The following is a 22,370-nucleotide window of genomic DNA, read 5'->3' on the forward strand; positions in this document are numbered from 1 at the left end:
CGTGACAAATCTTGAATATCGCCTCAACTATTTCGTGGATGCGATTTTGCAACCGACGATCACCACGGGTATCGAGATGCTTTTGTGGTACGCGGTCTTTGTCGGTGCTGGCACAGCCGAAGTTGCCGGTTTCACCCGCGAGTATTATCTTTCTTATGCTCTCTGGGGCGCTTTCTTTGCGCGCATTTGCACGAGCTGGATGTATGAATACCGAATGATTCAAGAAATCGATACGGGCACCATCAACAGTCTGCTGGTTCGTCCCATGAGTTTCTATGAATACTATTTTTCGCAGTTGATGGGGTACAAATTCGTCACAACACTTGTTTCGATGTTGATTCCTCTTTGTGTCGTGATGATTTTTAAATTACCGACGCAGCTTTCAAGACTTCCCATGGCCTTTGCTTTAGAGTTTTACTATCTCATCCTGGTTCACTCGATCAGCTTTGTCGTCGCATCCATCGCCTTTTATTTCAATAAGGTCTATTCCTTAACTGGAGCAAAGAATTTAGCTCTGTGGCTTTTCACCGGAGAACTTTTTCCTTTAGATCTGATGCCAGAACCCTTCAGAACTTGGGCTATCGCTCTGCCATTCAGTGCGGGAGTCTATGTTCCGGTTGGATATATTACGGGTCGCCTAGAAATAGCGACCGTATGGCAATCATTTATCTCGGTCACGATCGGCATTGTCGTCGTAAATTTAATTGGCATGGTGATGTGGCGTAAGGGAATCAAAACTTATGCGGGAACGGGTGCTTAATGAAGAATATTAAAAAATATCTTCTTTTGTACTTTGCTCTTTTTAGAACCAGCTTCATTGCCGATCTTGAATACCGTGTGAACTTTCTGACTCGAATCATGACAGATATTTTCTGGTATGCGGCTCAGATTATAACATTTGAAGTTTTATTCCATCACACGCCTCGAATTGGCGACTGGAATTTAGAGCAGATGCGTGTCTTCCTGGGCATTGTATTTGTGGTCGACGGACTTTATATGATCATCCTTTCGGAGAACTTAGATCAGTTTTCCGAAAAAGTGCGCAAGGGCGACTTGGATTTGCTTTTAGCAAAGCCCGTGAACTCGCAGTTCATGCTCAGTCTGCAAAAGGCATCGACCGCGATGATTGGAAATCTGGGTTTGGGACTGGCTTGGTTCATTTACAGTCTCTTGCAGCTTTCTGATTTTAATTGGTTCCGTCTTTTATGGCTTGTAGTTTTGATTCCCTGCGGGTTGGTCGCACTTTATGCGATGAGATTTTTTATGGCTTCAACGGCCGTTATCTTTGCTCGCTCTGAAAATTTGCAATTCATCTGGTATCAGATTTATAAGCTCGGGATGCGTCCTGATTCCATTTATGTTCCTTGGTTTAAATGGGTTCTTCTAACAGCCCTGCCTGTGGGCGTGATTGCCAGTGTTCCCGCACGCGCCCTTTTAGAGCCCCCACAACTAGGCCTTTTTGCCTGGGTTGTAGCCCTAGCCGGCATTTTAATTTATCTTTCAAACAAGTTTTGGAAATTCGCCTTGCGCTTTTATTCAAGTGCAAGCTCTTAAGGAAGGTTTTTATGATTAAGATTTACGGTTCTCCGATGTCTAGTGCCGGTCGTTGTTATTGGATGCTTGAAGAATTGGGTGTTCCTTACGAAGCAATGCCTTTAAACATGAGTGAAAAAGAGCATAAGTCTGAAGCATTTCTTAAGCTCAATCCAAACGGAAAAATTCCGGTGATCGTAGATGGAGACTTCGTGCTTTGGGAGTCTATGGCCATCACGAACTACCTTGCAAAAAAATTCGAAAGCCCGCTGGCAGCAAAAAATTTACAAGAAGAGTCTTTGATTCAACAATGGAGCCTTTGGGGTCTGATCGATTTTCAAGAGCCTGCTGTGAACTGGATGATTCAAGAGCTTTTCGTTCCCGCAGAACACCGAAATCATCAGATCATTGAGAACGCCAAAAAAGCTTTACCAAGAGTTTTAGAAGTTCTTAACCGCGGCCTTGAGGGGAAAACTTATCTCGTGGGCAATCGCTTCACTGTGGCGGACGTGAACGTAGGCGCAGTCACGAATATTCTATTAGGACTTAAGTATGACCTTAAGGCTTATCCAAATGTACAAAAATGGATGGGCGAGTTCCAGCAGCGAGCCGCTTTCAAGAAAGTCGCAGAAATGCGCCATTTCCCTAAGTAAAACCTCAAAAATACTCAATTACATCGGTGGTTTCGCCGATGTAATTGGAGATGGTTTTACTTTTCTTTATTCATACCCTTTTGTCTAGTCTTTCGCACGCTCAAGAGTGCAATCGCGAAGCCGTCCGCGAACAAATGAAGTTCATCGTTCAGAATTATACTTATCGTGATGTCTCTCGATACATCGATATGACCAAAAAAGATCTGCAAGTTTGCAAGATCGACAATCGCAGCATGGGTGTTTCAGATAATTTTCTTGAATCACTTAAAACTGCGTCCACCCGTGCCGAGATGGCAAGAATCAAAGACGACATCAAAAACTTCTCGGAAAACGGACGCGTCGAAATGTTTGAAACAGAGTATCGCCTCTACGCAAAGAGAGTTGGCTTGAGTCAGGCCGAAACCGATGCTTTTCTGAAGCGATACAAAGAAGAAGGTATTAAATCGGCAGCACGTGAAAGAAAGACCTGTACGGGCGTGGACATGAGTAAAGAAATGGGCCCGGTACGAAACCAAGACTCTATTGGTTGGTGTTATGCTTTCGCGGGCGCGGATCTTGTCTCGTACCGACTAAAAAAGAAAGTTTCTGCTGCGGATATGGCTGTCACTTACAATGACGGTGTTATCAGTGACATCCAAAAAACATTTGGATCGACGGCCGAAAAATTTCAAGGCGGCTTCACCGCTTCCGCTATCGACGATGCCGCCAAAAAAGGCTTCTGCTTAGAAAAGGACTTTCCGAGCGAAGACAACTCTCGATCAAACTTAAAAAACACCTTAAAAGAAATTGATTCTTTGGGAAGACAAAAGCTAGGTATAGCCGGTGCCGATTGCGTGCAACTTCACCAGGCGTCGCAAGTTCTTTTTCCTAATGTGAAGATGCCGGACCTACAAAAGCTATTAAGAGAAAGTTCGTCACGCAATTTCATTGATAATCTGGCCGACAAAACTTGCAATCCCCGGATCAAGGCAAATTTAGAAACTGAATCCAATATGTATATCTTTGACAAGAAGGCGATGATTCGTGATCTGGATGAACAACTGAATAAAAGCAATCCTGTGGCATTAGGCTACGACGCTTCTAATCTTATGGATCGTCGAGATACTGAAAAAACGCAGATGCATGCCAGTGTGATCGTCGGACGTCGCTTTAATGAAAAATCAGGACAGTGCGAATATCTTCTTAGAAATTCGTGGGGACGTGGTTGCAGTTATGATACTGCCTACGAGTGCAAAGAAGGGAATATCTGGATTCCCAAAAACGACATTATGCAAAGAGGGAAATTCTTAGACTATGTTAAGTAATATTCTTTTTATTCTTATGAGTTCTTCTTTCGCACAATCGGAGCTTCACTGCGTTGATGGTAGTTTTCGTTCAACAACGAACGGAGTCGTATCAACGACCAAAGCTTACTATTGTTATAACTCTGACAAAACCCAGCTTTACTCCAAAGAGTGCAAGGATCTAAAGTGTCCCGCAGCTTTCAACGATCGAAAGTTTTTTAAGTTTTCAGAACTGCACGACGAAAACAGCAACCCCGCCTTTAACCTCTGTCGCAAGCTTGACGGCAAACCTGAGCTTTTGGAATTCAAAGCCGGCAACGAATGGTTTGCCCTAGATCGCTGCCAATTCAAAGATGGAAGCTTCGTAAGCACTTCCGAACTTTTAAAATTCTATCTTCAAAAGAAACGCTAGCCGAGCGCTAGCTTTTCAAATGCTTTTACTTTGGTATTAATAACATCGATGGACTTCTGCCAGAACTCAGGACGGCGAATGTCTTCGCCAAGATGTTTCTGTACTAAGTCTTCCGCCGTCATTCTGCCGGTATCACGCAAAATCTCGACGTATTTTTTCATGAAGTCTTTGCCTAGCTCTTTACGGCGAGCATAGATGCTCATCGCAAACAGGTAACCAAAGGTGTAGGGATAGTTATAAAAACTGGTTCCGGCCATTGCGAAATGCAGTTTGGTCGCCCAAAACATTTTATCATTCGATGTCAATGTCGGTCCGTACCACTTCGTCCATGCTTCGTCCGTCAACTGCGAAAGCTCGTCAGCATTCAAAGAGCGCTTCAAACGCTGTTCATAAAAGTTTTTCTCGAACTCAAAACGTGCCGGAATATTGATCAAGAAGCTTGTCGCTCCTTCCACTTCTCCCCAGGCAAATTCGATCTTTTCTTCTTTGCTTTGAGCTTCTTCAATCAGAACATCGTGCAAAACTGTTTCTGCGAAAATGCTGGCCGTTTCGGCCAAAGTCATTGGATAACCTGTTTGTGACCTTGGCAAATCACGCATGGCCCAAGAGTGGAAGGCGTGGCCCAATTCGTGCGCTAATGTAGAAACATCACTGTTTGAACCCATGTACGTCATAAATACACGTGGCTCGCGACGTTTCGCAAATCCCGTGCAGTAAGCGCCATTGCGTTTGTTCGGAAGAACTCGGCCTTCAATCCAACGGTTGTCCGCCATCATCTTCACAAAATCACTCATTTGCGGATCAATTTGCGCGAAAGAATCTTGAATCAGCTTTAAGGCTTCATCATAAGAGCGTTCTTTCTTACCGCCCGAAACCGGGCTTTGCGCCAACAAATCCCACGGATCCAAGGTCTGCTTACCCATCAATTTTGCCATCATCAAAGGAGCTTTGCGAGTCTCGCTGAGATTGTTATGACAAGCAGTCATCAAAGCATCCAAGGTTTTTCTTTCAATACGATTGTTGTGCAATGACGTATCGAGGAAATGCACAGACTTAGAATAAGAGCGCTTCTTATTCACCTCATGGCGCCATCCTGCCAACGAATTCAGAATGAACGCCGCTGAATGCTTATGCTCTGCCCAACCATTTTGAATGCTTTGCCATGCCACCTTGCGCGTATTTTCATCCACGTTGCGAGTTAAAGAGCTCGCCTGTGCCAAGCCGACAGTTTCTGTTTTATCACCCCACTGAAGATGACAGCGCATAGAACCGCTGAGCTTAGTGTAGAGTTCTCCCCAGGCTCTTAATCCCGGATTTGATACCGCCTCTAGAAGAGCTTCTTCGGAATCAGCCAGAAGTGTGTCAGCGTTCTTTCGTTCATTTTTCCAATAAAATTCCGCAGGCTGTAATTCAGGATGAGCCAGAACTTTGCTTAAGAAAGTTTCTGAACAGCGTTTTAGAAAATTGTTAACCGGAATCGTGGATTGCCAGAAGCGAGAGTTCATGGACTGAAGCTCAGAATACTTTCCTTGAGCGACATCGTCTGCCGAGTTCACGGAAAGTGTGCAATTCAAATAAGTACCCATGTTCATCGAAAGAACGATCGCGGCGTCTCTTTCCAAAAGAATTTTTTGTAGCTGCTCACAAGTAGCCGCCGCCGGATCTGTCTTTGCCTCTAACGATTCCGCCAGTGGCGCTTGAACTGACTTAACAAGTTCTTCCAGCAACGACACTTTGTTGGCAAAGTTAGTAAACTCCGTTTGAAATTCCGGAGATGTACACGAAGGGTATTCTGATTCGATATTCCAAGCCATTTTTTCCATAGAGGAAAGCGTATCTCACGCCCCTCAAAAAGAAAACGCCGAAGATACCTTCGGCGCTGCGCTTATTCCTTATGTATGTCCACATTAATTACTGGTAAAGGCCCAAAATACTTCTTCATTGTCATTAAACTCTTTAACCAAGGATTTCGGAATTTTCTGTCCCTTAAAAGCAAGGTCGAAGAATTGTGTTTGGCGAACATTTTCGATGTTCACCAACTGCAGATTAGGATTGTGGCCCCCGCGCACTTGAATCAGAATCTGTTTCGACGCCTTGGGAACAGTTTTATAATGTCTGATCGCTTGCGGTGAAGCTGTCGCACTGTCATCGGCACCTTGAAAATAAGTCACTGGAACCGTAAGAGGATAACGTTCTGCTTTGTAGGTCGCCTTTGTCGCCGCACGAAGCTGGCGGCAGTTGCCTTGTGATTCGATATCCACAACCGGCGTAAGAACTCCGTTTTTATATACATCTGCAGTGCTCATGTTTGGCAGCGCCAATCCGAGCTCCTGACAAGCAATCATAAAATAAGGAATATCATTAGAGACAAAAAGCACATGCGGAGTGTAGTTGATGGGCTCAAACATCGAGACCATTTCTTTGATGAACTCCTGATATTTTTTTTCGTCGGTAAAACCTAAGAAACGTTCTTTGATTTTGTTCAATCCATCGTCATACATCATCTGCGTGCGCGCATAATTTGAAAGCCAGATCGCAGGAACACCATACTGTGTATGAACTTGATCTAATTTCTTAAGAAGATCCGCCGGCAAAGTACCCAACATACGCTGTAAAAGCTTGCGGCGATGAGGCGCATCCCACAATCCCGATTCGCCATCAAAGACGACACCTTCTAAAATAGTCGCGCGAGTCGCTTGTGGAAAAAGTGAAGAATAAATTGTCGCCGGAACGGTTCCATAAGAAATGCCGTACACTGTCCATTTGGAAATTCCTAAATGCTGACGAATTCTTTCCGCGTCACGGGCGACGTTTTCAGATGAGTAAAAGGCAGGATTTAAATATTGAGCCAAAGTCGCTGGACGAGAACAACCAATCCCTCTTTGTTCCATAATCAGAACATTGTAAGGCATCGCTTGACGGAAAAGTCCCCAGTGCGCTGTGGATCCGGGACCGCCAGTGAAATACAGAAGTGTTTCTTTACTCGAGTCGTAAACACCACCAACAAAGTACGAATAAATATCTGTAGTCCCTAAAGCAGGGTTGGAATAATCAAAAGGAACAGTGACGTAGGTTCCCTTTTCATGAGCAATCAAACTGGCGTAAGTCTTTTGACAGAGAGTGCGACCGGATTCGTAATTTGCCAGAGTAGGAAGAGTCAAAGCCGCTTGGGCAGAAAAACCGAAAAAGAAGAGAGCTAAAAGAATCGTTGATTTCATGAAGAGCTTTTTAAGTGAAAAAGCTCTATTTCCCAAGGAAAGGCCCGGAAATTAGAAATTTTCTAAAATTTGGTGCCCCTAAGAAGGAAGGCGGGATCACGGTTTTGCTGTAAGCCGGATTCTGTCCCAATCACCAGGTCCCATAATTTGTCCCGATAATCGTAGATGATCATTCCTCTGGGAGTGCTATTACTAACACCCTCAAGCGATCTTACCCGAAAGCTACGGACTGGCCGTCCTACTAATGCTTCCCTATTTGATCTTGCTCCGCGCAGAGTTTGGCTGTTTTCACTCCAGCGACTCCCCAGAAGGCTCCCGTTCCCGCCTTTAGGATCATAGTCCTGGATATTCTTTCTGTTCCACTGTTCCTGACATTACTGTCGAGGGGCGTTACCCCTTGCGCTGCCATTTGGAGTCCGGACTTTCCTCTCTAATTTCAGCAATTTAGAGTATTACTAGAGCGATCATCCGCAAAACCGAAGGGGTTTTCTAACACCCCCCAGCAAAAAGCGCAAGAGGGTTTTCATCGCCCCTATTTTATTTTAATTTCTAAGCATCGTTTACAAAAGGACTTTATCATGAAGATCGCTGTATCTCTATTCGCATTCGCTTTGACTCTAGCTCTTACGTCTCCGTCTTTGGCGGAAGAAGGCCATGGTGGCGGCGGTCACGGTGGACTGGCTGAAAAAATGAATGCTTTGTTCCCACCGAAACAACCAGTTCCTGCGAAACGTGAAGTTCCAGCGACTCCGCAAATCGCTTCACCAGCTTATTTCTCTGAAGTGAAAGCGGATAAAGCGGCTTTGCAATGGAAAGCTGTTGAAGGCGCTTCTGAATACCACGTGCAATTAGCGACAGATCCAAACTTCAAATGGTTGGTAGCAAACGAATACCACGTTAAAGGCACTTCTTTCGAAGCCACAGGTTTGGAAGCTGGTAAACACTATTACTGGAGAGTGGCAGCCGTTGCTGATGCAAACTGGTCTACATTCCGTAAGAGTTTCTTTGCGACTTCGATGTTCGCAACTCCAGCGAAATAATTTTTCGAATAAATTTAGAAAAATAAAAAGCCCTTTGTTCCGCAAAGGGCTTTTTTATTTTCACATACGAGCTTGATTCCCTTCGCTTCTCCCCTGCATCGGCATTCGTACGGTCATGCCTGCCATGCCACGACAGGATTCAGCACAGCGACGACACACTTCCGCGCAATTGGCAAAAACCTCGTCGTCCTCGTAGCGTTCACACTCAATGGCACAAGCATCACAAAGTTCAAAAGAAAGCTCGCACGCCTGATGATGAAATTCCGAGTCCGCGATCATCAACTTAGCCGAGATACTGCATGCATCCGCACAGAATTGAAGAAGGGCAATATGCTTGCCGGAAAAGGCGGTCCCCTTTTGTTGCAAACAATAATGAAGAGTTTCGGTACATACTCGAACACTGGCTAAGCAGTTGTTTATACACTTGGCCGTGTCGCTATCTTGGATTTGATTCATAGCCATATCGACCTCCCTTTTTTCTATTTTCCCTCTGATACGCAGATGAAGAAAGGAATCCGAAGGATTTTGTCAGTTTTCATTCACACCCATCGTCTGTTGTCATTCGGCATGTGCGAGCGCACAGATGAAATTTACGAAATCGCCAAGTGAAATTACAAAACTTTAATTCCCAGGCGATTTTGTAATTTTATTAAGCAATGTCAAACCAAGTAGACTTGTCACATGACCAATCAAGTCTATGACGCTTTACTAAATTCAAACGCGGTGATCGAGTTCGATGCACAGGGGTTCATCCTTTGGGCAAATCGTAATTACTTGAACATCATGGGATACGAATTAGAAGAAATCGTAGGCCAACACCACTCTATGTTCTTGCCCGAAAAATCGCAGCACGAACTTTCTTATCAACAAATGTGGTACCAACTTGCACAAGGGCAAACACAGATCGGTGAGTTCAAACGTCTTACAAAAAGTAAGAAAGAAGTTTGGATTCAGGGCTCTTACACTCCAGTTCGTCACCCTAACGGCCAAGTGATGAAAATCATCAAAATGGTGATCGACATCACCGAAAAAAAACGCCTGGCTGAAAACTTAGAAAAGAAAAATAAGGAATTGGCATCGACAGCAGAAAAAGCCAAAGCGGCGACATATGCGAAGTCTGTTTTCTTGGCAAATATGAGCCATGAAATTCGCACTCCACTGAATTCTATTATTGGGATCACAGATACTTTGGCAGAGACAAAACTCGACAACCAACAGGCTTCGTTTGTCGAGATTCTTCAACGCGCGAACAATCAATTGATGACTATCATCAATGACGTCTTGGATCTTTCAAAAGTAGAAGCCGGAGAAGTGGAACTAAAAATGTTGCCATTTCACTTACAAAAACTTTTGGATGATCTGACTTCCGTTTTAGGCTTCCGGGCTAAAGAAAAAGGCTTGAAGTTGACTATTGAAGTCGATCCCGACGTCGATTCATTCTATATGGGCGATGCGGATCGCCTTCGTCAGGTATTGATGAACCTTTTAAACAATGCCATTAAGTTCACGCATGGTGGTGAGATCTCTTTGCGCGTGACTCGCAATCGTACATCGCGCCCAGGGAACGTGCTTTTCTGTATCGCCGACACAGGCATTGGAATTTCTCGCTCGAAGTTTAAAGACATCTTTCAACCGTTCACTCAGGCCGACCCCACGACAACACGTCGTTATGGCGGCACCGGCTTAGGTCTTTCGATAACAAAAAACATTGTCGAGATGATGCAGGGACAGATTTGGCTAGAAAGCGAAGTCGGCATGGGAAGTGTTTTTTACTTCACAGCGACTTTGAAACCGACTCTGGAAAAACTGAACAACTTCGCCCTGCTTCCGCAAAAACGAAAAGTGGATGAACTTAGAAACAGTCTGGCGAAAGAACGACTGAAGATTCTTATTGTCGACGACGTTGACGACAATCGAGCTCTTTTTGGTATTTACTTACAAAATACAATTCATTCTATTTCGTATGCCGAAAGCGGAGTGGAAGCGGTTGAATTGGTACAAAAAGAACACTTCGACATTATTTTTATGGACGTGCAAATGCCAGAAATGGATGGCTATGAAGCCACCCGTCGCATTCGGGCGATGGAAAAAGAAATGCACCGTCCACTGACTAAGATATTCGCTTGTACAGCAAACGCCTTTGCCGAAGACGTACAAAAGAGTTTGCAAGCAGGCTGTGACGAGCATTTATCTAAGCCTATTCGCAAAGACACTTTGTTAAAAACAATTTTAAAAACTTTTACTGAGCAGGAAATGGCTTATTAAGGCTCAGCTTATCCAGAATTGTTTCTCGGGAGAGCGAGCCTTTTTCTTCCACCGAATAATAAACCCGCAAGGACGCGGGGTCTTCACACCAATGATAAATCATGCCCGCGCACATCTTACAGGGTTTGTGAGTCGAATAAAGAACGGCGTTTGCCGGAATTTTTACTGAGCTTTGGCGATAAAGATTTTGCAGCAGATTCACTTCCGCATGCAGAGTTTTATTTTTGGAGTTGGAATTCACGCCATAACTTAAAATGGCGCCTTCAGCATCGACCAGCACGGCGGCAATATCTCGGTCATAATCATGCAAAACATCGCCACGCGGAACTTGCCTCGCCAAAGATAAAGCCGTTTCGCGCAATTCCGATAGATACTGTGACGATGACAGAAGGCCTTTATTGAGCTTTTGGGACTCTGCCAATTTGGAATCGACTCTATACATTGAATTCCATAGTTCCATGTCAGCTGGACCGATTTCGCGAAACTGCCACGGGCCATCCAGTTTGTGATCGACGGGAATAATTCCTGCGGTGGCTCTTTTGGCGACCACTTTGATCATTCCCCGACACATTTCCGTCAGTGAAGCTGTTGTATAAATGCGATTACGAAGAATAAAAAAACTGTGATCGATAAACTGATCAAAAAGCCCTTGGAGGAGTTTTACTACAGCAGAGGACGGCGCAACGGAGCTTTCTTTGTAGTGGGCAAAATAGACAGACCCTTCGTGCTCGACAAAAGCGAGTTCGAAGCCGGGTTTTTTAAGTAAAAATGCTAGGTGTTCCGCCCGATTTTGCGCCAACATAAAGAATTGGTACCATAAAGACGTATTTTTGTCTAAAACCGCCGTTACAGGAATCACACCATGGATATGATTAAGAACCGTCTTGAAAAGAACTATAAAAAACTAAAAAGCTGGGCCGACCGCAACAAAATCGAGGCCTTCCGTCTTTATGACCGTGATATTCCTGAGTACCCGTTTATCGTCGATATCTATAAAAACTTCTATGTGATCTACGACAAAAGTGATCCCATTCGCGATAAAGACAAAAACCACCTTCCTCACGTCACAGAGGCTTTGAAGGCCCTTTTTAAAAGTGATGACGAACACATGGTCATCAAAAAGCGTGAGCGCCAAGAAGGGCTTAAACAGTACGAAAAATTAGGCGAAAAAAGTCAGACTTTCACAATTCAAGAAAGCCAAGCCGTTTTGAAAGTGAACCTTTATGACTATTTGGACACCGGCCTTTTCCTGGATCACCGTCCGATGCGCCAGAAGGTCTTTAAAAACGCCAAAGATAAAAAGTTTTTGAACCTGTTTTGCTATACGGGATCCGTCAGCGTTTTTGCAGCCTTGGCAGGAGCAAAAACCACGAGTGTTGATATGTCGCAAACCTATCTTCGCTGGGCGCAAGAAAACTTCACCCTGAATAACCTTGATCCCGAGGCTCACACCTTCGTGAATGCCGATGTTTTGGAATGGCTACGACTGAACCAGAACAACCCTATGTACGACATGATTTTCTTGGATCCCCCGACATTTTCGAATTCAAAAAAAATGGAAGACACTTTTGAGGTCGAGCGAGATCAGGACTTCCTAGTGAATGCGTGCATGAGTCTACTTTTGCCCGGTGGAGTCCTTTATTTTTCCAACAACAAAAGAAAGTTTAAACTGTCAGAACAAATTCAGGCCAAATACACCGTGAAAGATTTAACCGAAGAATCCATTCCACAAGACTTTCACGATAAAAAAATTCACAACTGCTTCGAGATAAAACACAAATAAAACAGATTTTCCCTGTCGAAAGCCGCTCTGAACGCTGCTGAGCGCGCTTCGTGCTTTAGAGCAGAATATCTAAGTTTGACCGACTGAAATTCTCTGAAGAAAATTCTTGCATGGGGGGTCAAAAGGACCTAGAACCCCCCTTTTCCAACAAAATACCAATTTTCCCTGGGAGGGCACGGAATTGAAAGCTTTAGGTCGCCATATTTTAGTTGAGTTCAGTGGTTGTAACGCCGAGGTTTTGAACGATGTATCGATCATCGAAAAAAGCATGATTGATGCCGCTCAAATTGCCGGAGCTACGGTTATTAATTCGACCTTTCACCATTTCTCTCCTTGGGGTGTGAGTGGTGTGGTGGTGATCCAGGAAAGCCATTTGGCCATCCATACATGGCCTGAATACAGATATGCCGCTGTCGATCTTTTCACTTGCGGTGATTCTGTAGATCCTTGGGTTTCTTTTGAGCATTTGAAAAAAGCTTTCCAAGCCAATTACTCTGCGATCGAAATGAATCGTGGATCTTTGCACGTGATCCAAAAATCTGATTTCCAACCAAAGCATTTGCGCACAGAGCCTTCTTTCGATTTGAAGAAAGGTTTCCAAATCGAGCGCAACGTATGGTTTACGGATAAAGATGAAAACCAAGCTTTGTCTTTGCGCTACACAGGTGACGTGTTGTTCGACGAAACAAATCCGTTCCAACGCGTGCGCGTTTTGGATTCTTATTCTCACGGTAAATTCTTGGCGATCAATAACATGGTGATGTGTACAGAGCGTGATGAGTTCCACTATCATGAGATGATTTCTCACCCCGTGATGCAAGCCCACGGAAACGCGAAAAATATTCTAGTCATCGGTGGCGGTGACGGCGGTACAATCCGCGAGCTTTTCAAATACGATCACATCGAAAAAGTGACGATGGTCGAAATCGACGAAGCTGTTGTGCGCGCATCGAAACAACATCTTCCAAAAATCGCATCTGAATTCGGTAATCCGAAATTGAATCTTATTATCGGTGACGGCATTCAATTCGTGAAAGACGCGGCCGCCAACTCTTATGACGTGATCATCGTTGACGGTTCGGACCCCGTAGGTCCAGCAAAAGGTCTTTTCACGGCCGACTTCTACAACAACTGCAAAAACGCATTGAAAGAAGGCGGTATCATCATCACTCAAGGTGAATCGCCGATGTTCCATGAAGGCACTTTCGTTGAGCTGAACTCTTGCTTAAAAGGCATTTTTGGAAAATCCAACGTCCACACGATGCTTTTCCACGCCACAACGTACCCATCAGGAATGTGGAGCTTGCAAGTCGGTGTAAAAGGAAACTATCACCCTGCGAAAGACTTCAACAAAGACAAAGCGCGCCAATTCTCTTCAGCCAAAGGTCTGAAGTACTACAACGAAGAGCTGCACTCTGCTGCGTTCACTTTGCCAACCTTCGTCAGAACGATGCTTGGCGAAAATGCTTAATTAATAGACCGCCTCCTGTTTTCATTATACTTTCATTAGACAACAGGAGGCGTAATAATGTTCAAACTTCCAACACTTCCCTACGCAAAAACTGACTTAGCTCCTTTGTTCAATGAAGAACAAATGAACTATCACTACGACAAACATCACAAAGCTTATTTGGACAACTTGAATAAGATGATGGAAACAGACTCATCGTTGAAAGGTAAATCTCTAGAAGAGATCGTACTTTCTTCTTCTGGCGGCGTATTTAACAACGCAGCTCAGGGCTGGAACCACACATTCTATTGGTTCAACATGGCTCCGCAAGGTAAAGGCGGTCAACCTTCTGCAGATCTTGATGCCGCGATCAAACGCGACTTCGGTTCTATGGACGAGTTGAAAGCAAAATTCGTTGATGGCGGTATGAAGACTTTCGGTTCAGGCTGGATCTGGCTTTGCACAGATGCTTCTGGCAAATTAAGCCTAGTATCAACTTCAAACGCACAAGTTCCATTCACAAACAACGGCCCAACTCCATTGATGGTTGCTGACGTTTGGGAACACGCGTACTACGTTGATTACCGCAATCTTCGTCAAAAATACCTTGAGACTTTCTGGAATCAAATCAACTGGAACTTCGTTTCAGAAAACTATGCTTCCAAAAAAGTTCGCGATTTGACGAAATCAATGACGTAGTTTCTTAAAAAAGGCTGCCTAGCGCAGCCTTTTTTTTAGAAGTGCCTGCTTCTTTTTTGCACTGCTAAGCGCAATCAGTAAGACTCCTGCGCTCCTGCGAGACAAACATTCTAACAAATCTAATTTTTCATCCAGATCCGACGAGGATCCTTTTTATCGACCGGCCAAGTTTCCCAATCCACGCGATAATCGCAAGCCTTCACTAAGTTCGAAAGAATAAGAAGCGCATCTTCCTTTTGCCAAAAGTCATCCCGATGCGAAGACTTCGAACGAAGCGCCACCTCAGAAACCAAAGAATAAACCATCCCACTCATAGGCGGAATCAAAAGCCCCATAGTTGATAACACCCCTTGAAGACGAGAAAGCACCGACTTCCCACCCACAGAATGCATCAATACAAACACCGCACAAGGCTTCCCCATCAAAGAAGAAGTCCCCTCAAGCTCGGTCATCTCTTCAAGCAACTTCTGCAAAGGACTCCCCCAAGAATCCCAATAAGTCCCCGTAACAAAAACAAACCCATCCGCCGCCGAAATCTTCTTCTTCAAAGAAGCCCCATAAGAAGCCGCCTTCAAATGCACAACTTCCACAGAACAATCCACACCCAATTTCTTAAAACACTTCAAAATCCAAGAAACCCACCGAGCACAATTCCCACCATCCCCAGCCGGACTTCCATTAAAAACCAAAATCTTTTTCATACAAAAAGTATCCCGACTTTAACAACAAACATCAAAAACAAAGCACCATAGCTGAAAAGAAAAATCCACCATAAGAAGCAATCAAAAAGAACCAACCATTTCAACTCAACTCCCACCGAAAGCCAGCCGCAAGCAGAAAACGCGGCGAAGCCGCCAGAAAACCACAATAACTTTTAAACCAACCCACCAAGCTTCCGTCTGTAGCCCTTCTTCTTTTCTTCTGTCGAAGGAAATTTATTTTTGGAAGCAGAGTTGGGTGCTGATGCGAAGGTCGGCCTTTGCCGGCGCCACGATGGCGCGAACCGAGGCGCAGCCTCGGCGGCAACCGAGCCCGGAAGGCGTGCCGACCGAAGCGCCAGCACCCAACTCTGCTTCCAAAAATAAATTTCCGTCTTCGATCAAAGAAAAAAAGAAGGGCGCCACAGAAAGGGCGCCCATTATGGAGGGATGGGAAAAGGACCGCAATTATGTTGTTTCTCTCGTCATCAAGAAACCTCCTTCAGAGTTTCCTCAAAATCTGTTCCGGGGTTGTGGAACAGAGGTTGGTATTCATCGGTAGTAAGGGGAACTCGGCGAGGTGGGTCTTTAATTTCGATGAAATTAATGACGTCCTTCACCCCGGAGAGTTCCCAAGCTGAGGCATCGGCCATCGCTTTCAGTCGAGGACGGAAGACTTCGCCGTAAAGTTTTACGACTCCGTTCATCACATCGATTTCAATATGCTCTCCATCGATCTTGATCATTTCCGTCAGCTCCGACATCAGGATTTCCGAAATTTCGCCATCCGTTCTATGAAAATCTACTGGAACTACTATTCGATCTTCCACGGCCCAAACGCCTTCGGTGTCAGAGATCGCTTCCAGTGCAGCATTCTTTTTGTATGAGGTATCAACGCAGCCACTGACAATGACTACACCTCCACGGACGACAATATCGAGGTCAGCTTCACTTACTCTCTTATCCCATTTAATCCGTTCACGTAGTTTTTGAGCTAGTTCGCAATCTTCATGGTTTTTCTTAAGAAGAGTATTCATAAGCTGCTCCTTCTGTCTCAGTTCAAATTTTCAATTACGCCACACCGTCTTCCCATGATTCCGGTTGATAATTCAAAGCCGGATCACGACGGCGGTGCTGAGATTTTAAAGAGGACTGTTTACTTAAGATTACTTTCAAAGCGTCTACGGTGTTAGCTACACATCGCTTAAAGTTCTCATCCGTCTTACGCACTTTAATGACTTTACGGATGTAGGAAGCTTTAAGAATGACCTCACAGATATAGCTGGGCTTACGAGTCTGCGATCGATGGCGATCTGTTTCCACCCGCACTGTGAGATGAGCACCACTATCGTATTTAAAGAAGTCTTCGACTGTACCTTCCACCTTTTCCAACAAATAAGCTTCTAGGTTTTCAGTCTTAGTGATGTCTCTGTAGTAGATGTCTGTTTGCATATCTACCTCCTTCTGCCTTTATTATCGCTAACAACCATGATTTCTTTAAATATATAATTTGGATGACTTACTTAGTTTAAAACTATATATTTGCAGGGCTGCAAAATAGAAATTTGAGGGAACTTCAACACTTACAGTGACACGTCGAAAAACCAGTTCCAAAAAGGAGCCAAGAAAACGCTGTCATCCGGGGGTCCAGTTTCATGTTCAACTACAACCATCTTTATTACTTTTATGTAACAGCTCGTCTAGGTGGCGTTAGTAATGCCGCTAAGTACTTACATATCAGTCAGCCGTCGCTCAGCTCGCAGCTGAAAGTTTTTGAATCTGCCATTGATCAAAAGTTATTCGAAAAAAAAGGTCGCAACTTACAGCTCACTCCCGACGGGGAAAAGGCTTACGCTTATTCTAAAAAGATATTCGACATTGCCAATGAGTTTGCTGAAAGTCTGCGTTCACCGACTGAAAAACAAAGTCAGAAAATCCGTATCGGTGTCACAGATCAAGTAGAGCGTCCCTTCATCGCCGATTTATTAAGTCCACTGATTCGCGAAAAACGAAGAAACATTGAAAAAACTTTTTTTGTCAGCTCAGCGCCCTCTGAAGTTTTGGTCAACCAATTGCGCAGTGAAGAAATTGATTTGGTATTAACGAATAAACCCATCTATGCAGAAGACGTGAAAGAGTTGGCCTCGGCGAATATGCCGGTCAATCTGATGGTTTCTAGTAAGAACTTGAAAGACATGAAGATCCGCACTTCCCGAAACACCTCTGCGGTGGATTTTTTAAATGCGGTTCCTTGGGGTTTAATTATTCCTTCTTACAAAATGAAATTACGCCACGAAACGGATCTGTACTTTCAGGAAATCAAAGCGCGAAAAAAAGTAGTGCTTGAAAGCGATATTATTTCTGTCGTCGGAAGAGCCATTGTCGATGGCGCTGGTGTCGGATTTATGCCCGTGCCTTATCTTTTAGACGAAGTGAATAACGGCACGATCACTTTACTGGGGCCTAAAACAGGTTACTGGAAACACAGTCTTTATCTTTTAGGCCGTAAGGATGATCACTACGATGACACCGTGGAAGAAGTGAAAAACAGCATCAAGAGACTTGAAAAATATTAAAGGCACAAAGGAAGCCCTTGTGCCTTTAATGAATTTAAAATTTCAGAATAATCTTTAGTACGGTTGGCGAGCCTGGCTGTTCGCCAAATCCATTGCCATGACCAACGCAATCTTTGTGTAAACCGCAGAATGCTTGAAGTTCGACGCCGGAGAAATCACATCTTTTGCCGTGTGAATATTCTGATTGCTATTTCTAAATGTTGCTTCAAACGGCATCAAAGCGGGATACCCCTGACGATTCCAAGAGGCGTGGTCACTACAGCCATATCCGCATTTGTCGTCAACAACACGTGCATGCAGATACGTCTCGTTCATCGCCTTAAGATAGTCGCGAAGCCAAGCACTGGTAAAATCAGTCATGCTTCCGATCACAAGCTCGCCAGAGCCTGGGAACAAAGTCATATCCAGCTGAAGAACAGCCACAACATCTTTCTTTTCTGCTTTATACTGTTTTGCAACTTCCGCAGATCCTAGAAGTCCTGACTCTTCACCCGCGTACCAGAAAATCTCGACGGTGCGTTTGGGTTGCTCCTTATTCATCAAGATACGCAAAGCTTCGATCAAATTCGCTGAACCCGAGGCATTGTCATCCGCTCCCGGTGCTGCTTTATCTCCGCCCCAAGATTGGTTGATCGAATCAAGGTGACCACCCAGGACAACGATCTCGTTAGGTCTTTCGGAACCAGGCAAACGAACCCGGATCGTATTTTGTTTTGTCGAAGTGTGACTGATGATTGAAATCTCGTAGGGAATCGTCGCGTTTCCTAGCATTGCTTCCAGACGTTGTTTCATTTCGTCAACGTGGCGGTTGGGTTGAGGATCGCGATTGTTCCTGTTCGGAAAAGAAGAAAGCCAAGTCACATAACTGCGAAGATTGCTTTCACTAACTTCCGTCAATGCCGCTTCGATTTTTGCATCTTTGGTTAAAGACAGGATTTTAAATGGAGCTCTTTCGTAAAGCTCGTTTTTCTCCTGAATATCGGCCAGACTTTGCAACATTTTATCAAAGCCATTTGAATGCAACATGACATCCTGGCTGAGATCTTCAAATCCACCGCACTTCCCTACTTGGTGAGCGCGCTCTTGAATTCTTTGTTGCATGATGGGAGTAACGATCGCGTAACCCACCTCGATACGTTCATCTTTAGCTAAAACCGGAATGTTCAAGGCTCTAAGATCTTTGAGATCTGCGAGAATAGGCTTGGTTTCGAAGCTTTCAAGAGGCGCAACATGGGCCGAAGCCGTCGCTGCGACGAATAAAAGTGCCATCGTGGCAGTTTTCATAATTCAATCCTTTGAAAAATAAATTACCGTCACGTAATCGTATCGAATTTGTCCTCAGGTTGGCAAAGACAATTCGCTTATTTTTTCAACATGCAGTAAGGTGCGCCCTATGAACAAAGACATTTTGCTGGTTACTCTGAACTCAAGTTATCCCCATAGTTCCTTTGGATTGCGCTACCTAATGGCCAATCTGGGAGATCTGCAAGAACGCGCTCAGATCATGGAGTTCACCATTCAAAAGGATCCCCGCGATATCGCCGAGGCTTTACTGCGTCAAAATGCGAAGATCATCGGCTTAGGCGTTTATATCTGGAACGCCCAAGAGTCTTTAGAACTCGTCTCTTTACTGAAAAGAATCAGTCCCGACACGATCGTAGTACTGGGGGGACCTGAGGTCAGTCACGAATCGGAAACGCAAAAAATCTGTCAAATAGCGGATTTCACCATCAAGGGTGAAGCCGATTTTCTTTTCTATGAATTCTGCAAAAATGCTTTAGATAACGGGATTCTTCCAGAAACAAAGTTTATCTCTGGCGCTCTTCCAGATATCAAAAAAATCAAATCGCCTTATGAGCTTTATACGGATGAAGACATCCAAAACCGCGTGATCTATGTCGAAGTCTCAAGAGGATGCCCTTACCGTTGTGAATATTGTCTTTCTTCGCTGGATAAGGCCGTGCGAAGTTTTGAACTTGCCGATTTTTTAACAGAGATGCAAAAGCTCTTAGATCGCGGCGCCCGTCAATTTAAGTTCATCGACCGAACTTTCAATTTAAGTCCGACAACTTGTACAACCATCCTGCAATTCTTTTTGGATCGTATTGATTTAGGTTTGTTCTTGCACTTTGAGATGGTGCCAGATCGTTTGCCTTTGGAAATTCGCGATCTGATTAAAAAATTTCCTGCAGGAGCATTGCAGTTTGAGATCGGAATTCAAACCTGGAATCCCGAAGTCGCTCGTCTGGTGAGTCGTCGCAATGACTATGAGAAAGTAAAAGACAATTTCCGCTTCCTTGCAGAAGAAACAGGTGTTCACACTCATGCCGATTTGATTGCGGGCCTTCCCGGAGAAGACCTTGAAAGCTTTGCCAAAGGTTTTGATATTCTAGCGGCTTTACGTCCTCATGAAATTCAGGTGGGAATTCTAAAACGCCTTAAAGGGGCGCCGATTGCTCGTCATGATAAAGAATGGCAAATGGTCTATTCGGATCATCCGCCCTTTCAGATCTTACGCACGAAGAGTATGAACTTCGATACCTTGCAGGTTATGAATCGCTTTGCAAAGTACTGGGATCTTTACGCTAATAGCGGAAGCTTTAAAAAATTCGTCAACGTCCTTCGTGAAAAAGCGCAGGCGCGAGAAGATAAGTCCTTCTTCTGGCAATTCTTTGAATTTAATACGTTCCTTACGCAAAGATATGCCCAGTCGTTTGGAATCTCTCAGCTGAGTTTATTTGAATCGGCCTATGTTTATCTAAAAGAGGAACTGCAATGGCCTGCCGACGAAGCTAAAGCCTTGATTATGGAAGATTATTCTTTAACTGGTAAAACCGATTTACCGAAATTCTTAAAAGAAAATTTAGTAAAAAAGACAGGCACTAAAGAGGTGACTTCTGCCATTCCGAAGAGACAACAAAGACACCTTGCGGGGAAGGCAGAGACCGTTTCATAAAGAAGCTGGACGCCAGCAGAAGCCCAAAACTAGTTACTAATAGAGCACAGCGAATGTACATAAATCTTAGCCACTGCGAACGCACCTCCACCCAATCCGTCGGAGGTGCAAGCATCTGCCAAGAATGAACGGCACGGTTTAACGGCAGATTTCCCGTCCACGTCATGAGTAATTCATCAATCACACAAATCAGCGCAAATAAAACCAAAAGAAATTCCAAAGACTTCCATTCGTGACGAATGAGATACAAATTAGCAGCAATGGTGACAGTCACCACGAAATAAAGAAACGGATTCCACGCTGTGAATGCCGGATCCAAGTTTTGATGAAGTTCGATATACGCAGCCGCAGAGAGCTTCTCCATGGCAGGTCCCATTCCCAGCACGAAAGCAAAAGAGCTTCCTGCCATCAGACCCACCAGCAGAAGACTGGTATATCTCAAAAGTGCCGAAACGTTCATGCGACATCTATAAACTCCGTGTCAAAGCGTCACAAGTTTCTTTTTTGAAATTAAGAAGTCTTTAATGCTCACGCATTTTCTTGGCGTATCCCGTGTATGCGATAAGCGGGAGCTTTGTAAATTTGAAACGAAAATCTTTCGGGACAACACCCGTGCGAATAAGCTCAAACATCGCTTTCTGCGCGAAGACGGGACGTATTCCGCGAATCTGCATAACTTCCAATCCGCTTTCATCTGCCCACTCCCTCATTTGTTCTGGATCGATAAATAAAGAATACACGTGGTAATCCTTCGGTGTGTTCTTTACGAACCACTCCATCCCTTTGATAACAACCAGCCATGCCAGTGGATTCTTCGCGAAAGTATTAAAAAAGAAGAGTCCCCCGGGACGCAGGACGCGCGTGGCCTCAGCAATCACGCGACGGGGATCTGATACGTGCTCAAGCAGATCCATCGCACAGACCACATCGAAACTTTCTTTCTCAAAAGGCACTGCATAGACATCACCCTGTTGGTAGCGAACGGTGTGAGTGACATCGCGGTCTTCCGCAACCTTCAAGCTGGATGTCGATAAATCTATTCCCTGCACTGAATGGCCCGCCAGTGCTAGATCGTTTGAAAGAAAGCCGGCACCACAACCCATATCCAAAATCTCGGCGCGATAACCAATGTTGCGGCGGATTTCTTCCAAGATCCAAGGCATCTCCACTTTGTGTTGATTCCGCAGCAAGGCGATGGGGTCATCCTGCGCTTCATACCAGCGCTCCGCCAAGTGATCATAGGCTTCGTTGTTGACGATCTCTTTATCAAATTTTGCGAGATCCATATCCATGCAAGCTCCTCTCGTTGCTTTCAAGCTATCAAAGGGCGCAAGTTTCGGGGGAGTATTGGCGAAGTCCAGTGGTAAGAATCACAGGGTTGCCCCGGAGCAAAAATCATATAGACTGACATACATGAGTGAATACTTTGAGATCGCCGTGCGATGGGCTTTCGCTATGCAGATGGTCTTCTGGGGACTGAACGGATTTTTCCAATGGATTAAAATCCCGCCAGCAAGCCCGGTGATAGATCAGTTTGTTACGGCTTGTATCGAAACAAAATTCATCATGCCCGCAGTGAAACTGATCGAAATTGTTTTCGGAATTTTTCTTATCATTAATTTTGCTGTTCCACTAAGTTTGGCGGCTTTTGCGCCCTTACTTTTTGTAATTACAGGTTTGCACTTGTTTCACAATACCAAGCCTTGGGGAGTTCTTTTCTGCTATACACTTCCTTATTGCCTGCTGGTGACCCTTCATAGCGGCTCACTATTACGACTTGTTCACTAAATCTTTCGTAACTTGT

At 44.5% G+C, this 22,370-nt stretch carries 24 protein-coding genes and 1 other RNA gene; 13 read left to right on the forward strand and 12 right to left on the reverse strand.

Translation table 11 applies throughout. From position 1 onward, the window contains the following. Position 1: 1 nt before the first annotated feature. The 5 genes from AZI85_RS01135 to AZI85_RS01155 are packed head-to-tail and all read left to right on the forward strand — an operon-like array spanning position 2 to position 3,881. The gene (locus tag AZI85_RS01135; protein ID WP_253720771.1) at positions 2-760 is read left to right on the forward strand and encodes an ABC transporter permease; all 759 of its coding nucleotides are present in this window, start codon (positions 2-4) and stop codon (positions 758-760) included. Next, positions 760-1,554: an ABC transporter permease gene (locus tag AZI85_RS01140; RefSeq protein ID WP_063242350.1), complete on the forward strand. Its 795-nt coding sequence runs from the start codon at positions 760-762 to the stop codon at positions 1,552-1,554. The genes AZI85_RS01135 and AZI85_RS01140 overlap by 1 nt, the downstream gene beginning before the upstream one ends. A gap of 11 nt (positions 1,555-1,565) precedes the next feature. Then, complete coding sequence (locus AZI85_RS01145) at positions 1,566-2,186, forward strand: glutathione S-transferase family protein (protein WP_063242351.1); 621 nt, start codon at positions 1,566-1,568, stop codon at positions 2,184-2,186. A 50-nt stretch (positions 2,187-2,236) separates the two neighbouring features. Beyond that, positions 2,237-3,490 carry a C1 family peptidase gene (locus AZI85_RS01150; protein WP_063242352.1) on the forward strand — a complete coding sequence of 418 codons (1,254 nt, stop codon included), beginning with the start codon at positions 2,237-2,239 and terminating at the stop codon, positions 3,488-3,490. Next, positions 3,480-3,881, forward strand: a complete 402-nt coding sequence (locus tag AZI85_RS01155; RefSeq protein ID WP_063242353.1) for a hypothetical protein — start codon at positions 3,480-3,482, stop codon at positions 3,879-3,881. Before AZI85_RS01150 ends, AZI85_RS01155 begins: the two co-directional genes overlap by 11 nt. On the opposite strand, the gene AZI85_RS01160 is transcribed toward AZI85_RS01155, so the two are convergent. From AZI85_RS01160 to rnpB, 3 genes are all read right to left on the reverse strand, one after another. Further along, positions 3,878-5,704, reverse strand: coding sequence for a M3 family oligoendopeptidase (locus tag AZI85_RS01160; protein WP_063242354.1), 1,827 nt, complete (start codon positions 5,702-5,704; stop codon positions 3,878-3,880). The two genes, AZI85_RS01155 and AZI85_RS01160, sit on opposite strands and share 4 nt — an antisense overlap. An 84-nt stretch (positions 5,705-5,788) precedes the next feature. Beyond that, entirely contained in the window at positions 5,789-7,099 is a 1,311-nt protein-coding gene (locus AZI85_RS01165; RefSeq protein WP_063242355.1) for an alpha/beta fold hydrolase, read from the reverse strand. Positions 7,100-7,193: 94 nt separating this feature from the next. Beyond that, positions 7,194-7,579: RNase P RNA component class A (gene rnpB / locus AZI85_RS01170), an RNA gene on the reverse strand. A gap of 98 nt (positions 7,580-7,677) precedes the next feature. Here rnpB and AZI85_RS01175 point away from each other — a divergent pair. Further along, positions 7,678-8,139, forward strand: coding sequence for a fibronectin type III domain-containing protein (locus AZI85_RS01175; RefSeq protein WP_063205360.1), 462 nt, complete (start codon positions 7,678-7,680; stop codon positions 8,137-8,139). Positions 8,140-8,199: 60 nt separating this feature from the next. On the opposite strand, the gene AZI85_RS01180 is transcribed toward AZI85_RS01175, so the two are convergent. Beyond that, complete coding sequence (locus AZI85_RS01180; RefSeq protein ID WP_063242356.1) at positions 8,200-8,601, reverse strand: four-helix bundle copper-binding protein; 402 nt, start codon at positions 8,599-8,601, stop codon at positions 8,200-8,202. Between the two features lie 219 nt (positions 8,602-8,820). Between AZI85_RS01180 and AZI85_RS01185 the strand changes: the two genes are divergently transcribed. Then, positions 8,821-10,404, forward strand: coding sequence for a PAS domain-containing hybrid sensor histidine kinase/response regulator (locus tag AZI85_RS01185; protein WP_063242357.1), 1,584 nt, complete (start codon positions 8,821-8,823; stop codon positions 10,402-10,404). Here AZI85_RS01185 and AZI85_RS01190 read toward each other — a convergent pair. After that, positions 10,379-11,263 (reverse strand): Bd3614 family nucleic acid deaminase, encoded by an 885-nt coding sequence (locus AZI85_RS01190; RefSeq protein ID WP_253720773.1) that lies wholly within the window; start codon positions 11,261-11,263, stop codon positions 10,379-10,381. The two genes, AZI85_RS01185 and AZI85_RS01190, sit on opposite strands and share 26 nt — an antisense overlap. A gap of 3 nt (positions 11,264-11,266) precedes the next feature. Between AZI85_RS01190 and AZI85_RS01195 the strand changes: the two genes are divergently transcribed. The 3 genes from AZI85_RS01195 to AZI85_RS01205 all read left to right on the forward strand — a co-directional run bounded on the left by AZI85_RS01195 (position 11,267) and on the right by AZI85_RS01205 (position 14,336). Further along, entirely contained in the window at positions 11,267-12,187 is a 921-nt protein-coding gene (locus tag AZI85_RS01195) for a class I SAM-dependent methyltransferase (RefSeq protein ID WP_063242358.1), read from the forward strand. Between the two features lie 181 nt (positions 12,188-12,368). Beyond that, entirely contained in the window at positions 12,369-13,658 is a 1,290-nt protein-coding gene (gene speE / locus AZI85_RS01200) for a polyamine aminopropyltransferase (protein WP_063242359.1), read from the forward strand. A gap of 54 nt (positions 13,659-13,712) precedes the next feature. After that, a complete protein-coding gene (locus AZI85_RS01205; RefSeq protein WP_063242360.1) occupies positions 13,713-14,336 on the forward strand; it encodes a superoxide dismutase in 624 nt (207 codons plus the stop codon). Between the two features lie 119 nt (positions 14,337-14,455). Here the strand turns inward: AZI85_RS01205 and AZI85_RS01210 are convergent, their stop codons facing one another. The 4 genes from AZI85_RS01210 to AZI85_RS01225 form a co-directional block, all read right to left on the reverse strand. Further along, the gene (locus tag AZI85_RS01210) at positions 14,456-15,037 is read right to left on the reverse strand and encodes a flavodoxin family protein (RefSeq protein ID WP_063242361.1); all 582 of its coding nucleotides are present in this window, start codon (positions 15,035-15,037) and stop codon (positions 14,456-14,458) included. Positions 15,038-15,271: 234 nt separating this feature from the next. Continuing rightward, positions 15,272-15,460 (reverse strand): hypothetical protein, encoded by a 189-nt coding sequence (locus tag AZI85_RS01215; protein WP_172795284.1) that lies wholly within the window; start codon positions 15,458-15,460, stop codon positions 15,272-15,274. A 62-nt stretch (positions 15,461-15,522) separates the two neighbouring features. Continuing rightward, positions 15,523-16,071: a BON domain-containing protein gene (locus AZI85_RS01220; RefSeq protein WP_063242363.1), complete on the reverse strand. Its 549-nt coding sequence runs from the start codon at positions 16,069-16,071 to the stop codon at positions 15,523-15,525. A 34-nt stretch (positions 16,072-16,105) separates the two neighbouring features. After that, positions 16,106-16,486: an HPF/RaiA family ribosome-associated protein gene (locus AZI85_RS01225; RefSeq protein WP_063242364.1), complete on the reverse strand. Its 381-nt coding sequence runs from the start codon at positions 16,484-16,486 to the stop codon at positions 16,106-16,108. A 203-nt stretch (positions 16,487-16,689) separates the two neighbouring features. Between AZI85_RS01225 and AZI85_RS01230 the strand changes: the two genes are divergently transcribed. After that, complete coding sequence (locus AZI85_RS01230; RefSeq protein ID WP_063242365.1) at positions 16,690-17,610, forward strand: LysR family transcriptional regulator; 921 nt, start codon at positions 16,690-16,692, stop codon at positions 17,608-17,610. Positions 17,611-17,664: 54 nt separating this feature from the next. Here the strand turns inward: AZI85_RS01230 and AZI85_RS01235 are convergent, their stop codons facing one another. After that, positions 17,665-18,894, reverse strand: a complete 1,230-nt coding sequence (locus AZI85_RS01235) for a M20/M25/M40 family metallo-hydrolase (protein ID WP_081110868.1) — start codon at positions 18,892-18,894, stop codon at positions 17,665-17,667. Positions 18,895-19,003: 109 nt separating this feature from the next. Between AZI85_RS01235 and AZI85_RS01240 the strand changes: the two genes are divergently transcribed. Next, positions 19,004-20,566 (forward strand): B12-binding domain-containing radical SAM protein, encoded by a 1,563-nt coding sequence (locus tag AZI85_RS01240; RefSeq protein WP_063242367.1) that lies wholly within the window; start codon positions 19,004-19,006, stop codon positions 20,564-20,566. Here AZI85_RS01240 and AZI85_RS17485 read toward each other — a convergent pair. Together AZI85_RS17485 and ubiG are read right to left on the reverse strand one after the other, a co-directional pair. After that, on the reverse strand, positions 20,493-21,026 hold the full coding sequence (locus tag AZI85_RS17485) for a DUF1772 domain-containing protein (RefSeq protein ID WP_081110869.1): 534 nt from the start codon (positions 21,024-21,026) through the stop codon (positions 20,493-20,495). The two genes, AZI85_RS01240 and AZI85_RS17485, sit on opposite strands and share 74 nt — an antisense overlap. 61 nt (positions 21,027-21,087) lie before the next feature. Then, positions 21,088-21,858, reverse strand: coding sequence for a bifunctional 2-polyprenyl-6-hydroxyphenol methylase/3-demethylubiquinol 3-O-methyltransferase UbiG (gene ubiG / locus AZI85_RS01245; protein ID WP_253720775.1), 771 nt, complete (start codon positions 21,856-21,858; stop codon positions 21,088-21,090). A gap of 121 nt (positions 21,859-21,979) precedes the next feature. On the opposite strand from ubiG, the gene AZI85_RS01250 reads away from it, so the two are divergent. Next, the gene (locus AZI85_RS01250; protein WP_063242648.1) at positions 21,980-22,354 is read left to right on the forward strand and encodes a hypothetical protein; all 375 of its coding nucleotides are present in this window, start codon (positions 21,980-21,982) and stop codon (positions 22,352-22,354) included. Positions 22,355-22,370: the final 16 nt, after the last annotated feature.

The sequence above is a fragment of the Bdellovibrio bacteriovorus genome (genome assembly GCF_001592755.1).
Taxonomy (GTDB): Bacteria; Bdellovibrionota; Bdellovibrionia; order Bdellovibrionales; family Bdellovibrionaceae; genus Bdellovibrio; species Bdellovibrio bacteriovorus_E.

Excerpts from the sequence above, each read along its gene's own strand:
- AZI85_RS01140 (WP_063242350.1), top strand. The coding sequence starts at position 760 with ATGAAGAATATTAAAAAATATCTTCTTTTGTACTTTGCTCTTTTTAGA.
- AZI85_RS01145 (WP_063242351.1), top strand. The coding sequence starts at position 1,566 with ATGATTAAGATTTACGGTTCTCCGATGTCTAGTGCCGGTCGTTGTTAT.
- AZI85_RS01150 (WP_063242352.1), top strand. The coding sequence starts at position 2,237 with ATGGTTTTACTTTTCTTTATTCATACCCTTTTGTCTAGTCTTTCGCAC.
- AZI85_RS01155 (WP_063242353.1), top strand. The coding sequence starts at position 3,480 with ATGTTAAGTAATATTCTTTTTATTCTTATGAGTTCTTCTTTCGCACAA.
- AZI85_RS01160 (WP_063242354.1), bottom strand. The coding sequence starts at position 5,704 with ATGGAAAAAATGGCTTGGAATATCGAATCAGAATACCCTTCGTGTACA.
- AZI85_RS01165 (WP_063242355.1), bottom strand. The coding sequence starts at position 7,099 with ATGAAATCAACGATTCTTTTAGCTCTCTTCTTTTTCGGTTTTTCTGCC.
- AZI85_RS01175 (WP_063205360.1), top strand. The coding sequence starts at position 7,678 with ATGAAGATCGCTGTATCTCTATTCGCATTCGCTTTGACTCTAGCTCTT.
- AZI85_RS01180 (WP_063242356.1), bottom strand. The coding sequence starts at position 8,601 with ATGGCTATGAATCAAATCCAAGATAGCGACACGGCCAAGTGTATAAAC.
- AZI85_RS01185 (WP_063242357.1), top strand. The coding sequence starts at position 8,821 with ATGACCAATCAAGTCTATGACGCTTTACTAAATTCAAACGCGGTGATC.
- AZI85_RS01195 (WP_063242358.1), top strand. The coding sequence starts at position 11,267 with ATGGATATGATTAAGAACCGTCTTGAAAAGAACTATAAAAAACTAAAA.
- AZI85_RS01210 (WP_063242361.1), bottom strand. The coding sequence starts at position 15,037 with ATGAAAAAGATTTTGGTTTTTAATGGAAGTCCGGCTGGGGATGGTGGG.
- AZI85_RS01220 (WP_063242363.1), bottom strand. The coding sequence starts at position 16,071 with ATGAATACTCTTCTTAAGAAAAACCATGAAGATTGCGAACTAGCTCAA.
- AZI85_RS01225 (WP_063242364.1), bottom strand. The coding sequence starts at position 16,486 with ATGCAAACAGACATCTACTACAGAGACATCACTAAGACTGAAAACCTA.
- AZI85_RS01230 (WP_063242365.1), top strand. The coding sequence starts at position 16,690 with ATGTTCAACTACAACCATCTTTATTACTTTTATGTAACAGCTCGTCTA.
- AZI85_RS01235 (WP_081110868.1), bottom strand. The coding sequence starts at position 18,894 with ATGAAAACTGCCACGATGGCACTTTTATTCGTCGCAGCGACGGCTTCG.
- AZI85_RS01240 (WP_063242367.1), top strand. The coding sequence starts at position 19,004 with ATGAACAAAGACATTTTGCTGGTTACTCTGAACTCAAGTTATCCCCAT.
- AZI85_RS17485 (WP_081110869.1), bottom strand. The coding sequence starts at position 21,026 with ATGAACGTTTCGGCACTTTTGAGATATACCAGTCTTCTGCTGGTGGGT.
- ubiG (WP_253720775.1), bottom strand. The coding sequence starts at position 21,858 with ATGGATATGGATCTCGCAAAATTTGATAAAGAGATCGTCAACAACGAA.
- AZI85_RS01250 (WP_063242648.1), top strand. The coding sequence starts at position 21,980 with ATGAGTGAATACTTTGAGATCGCCGTGCGATGGGCTTTCGCTATGCAG.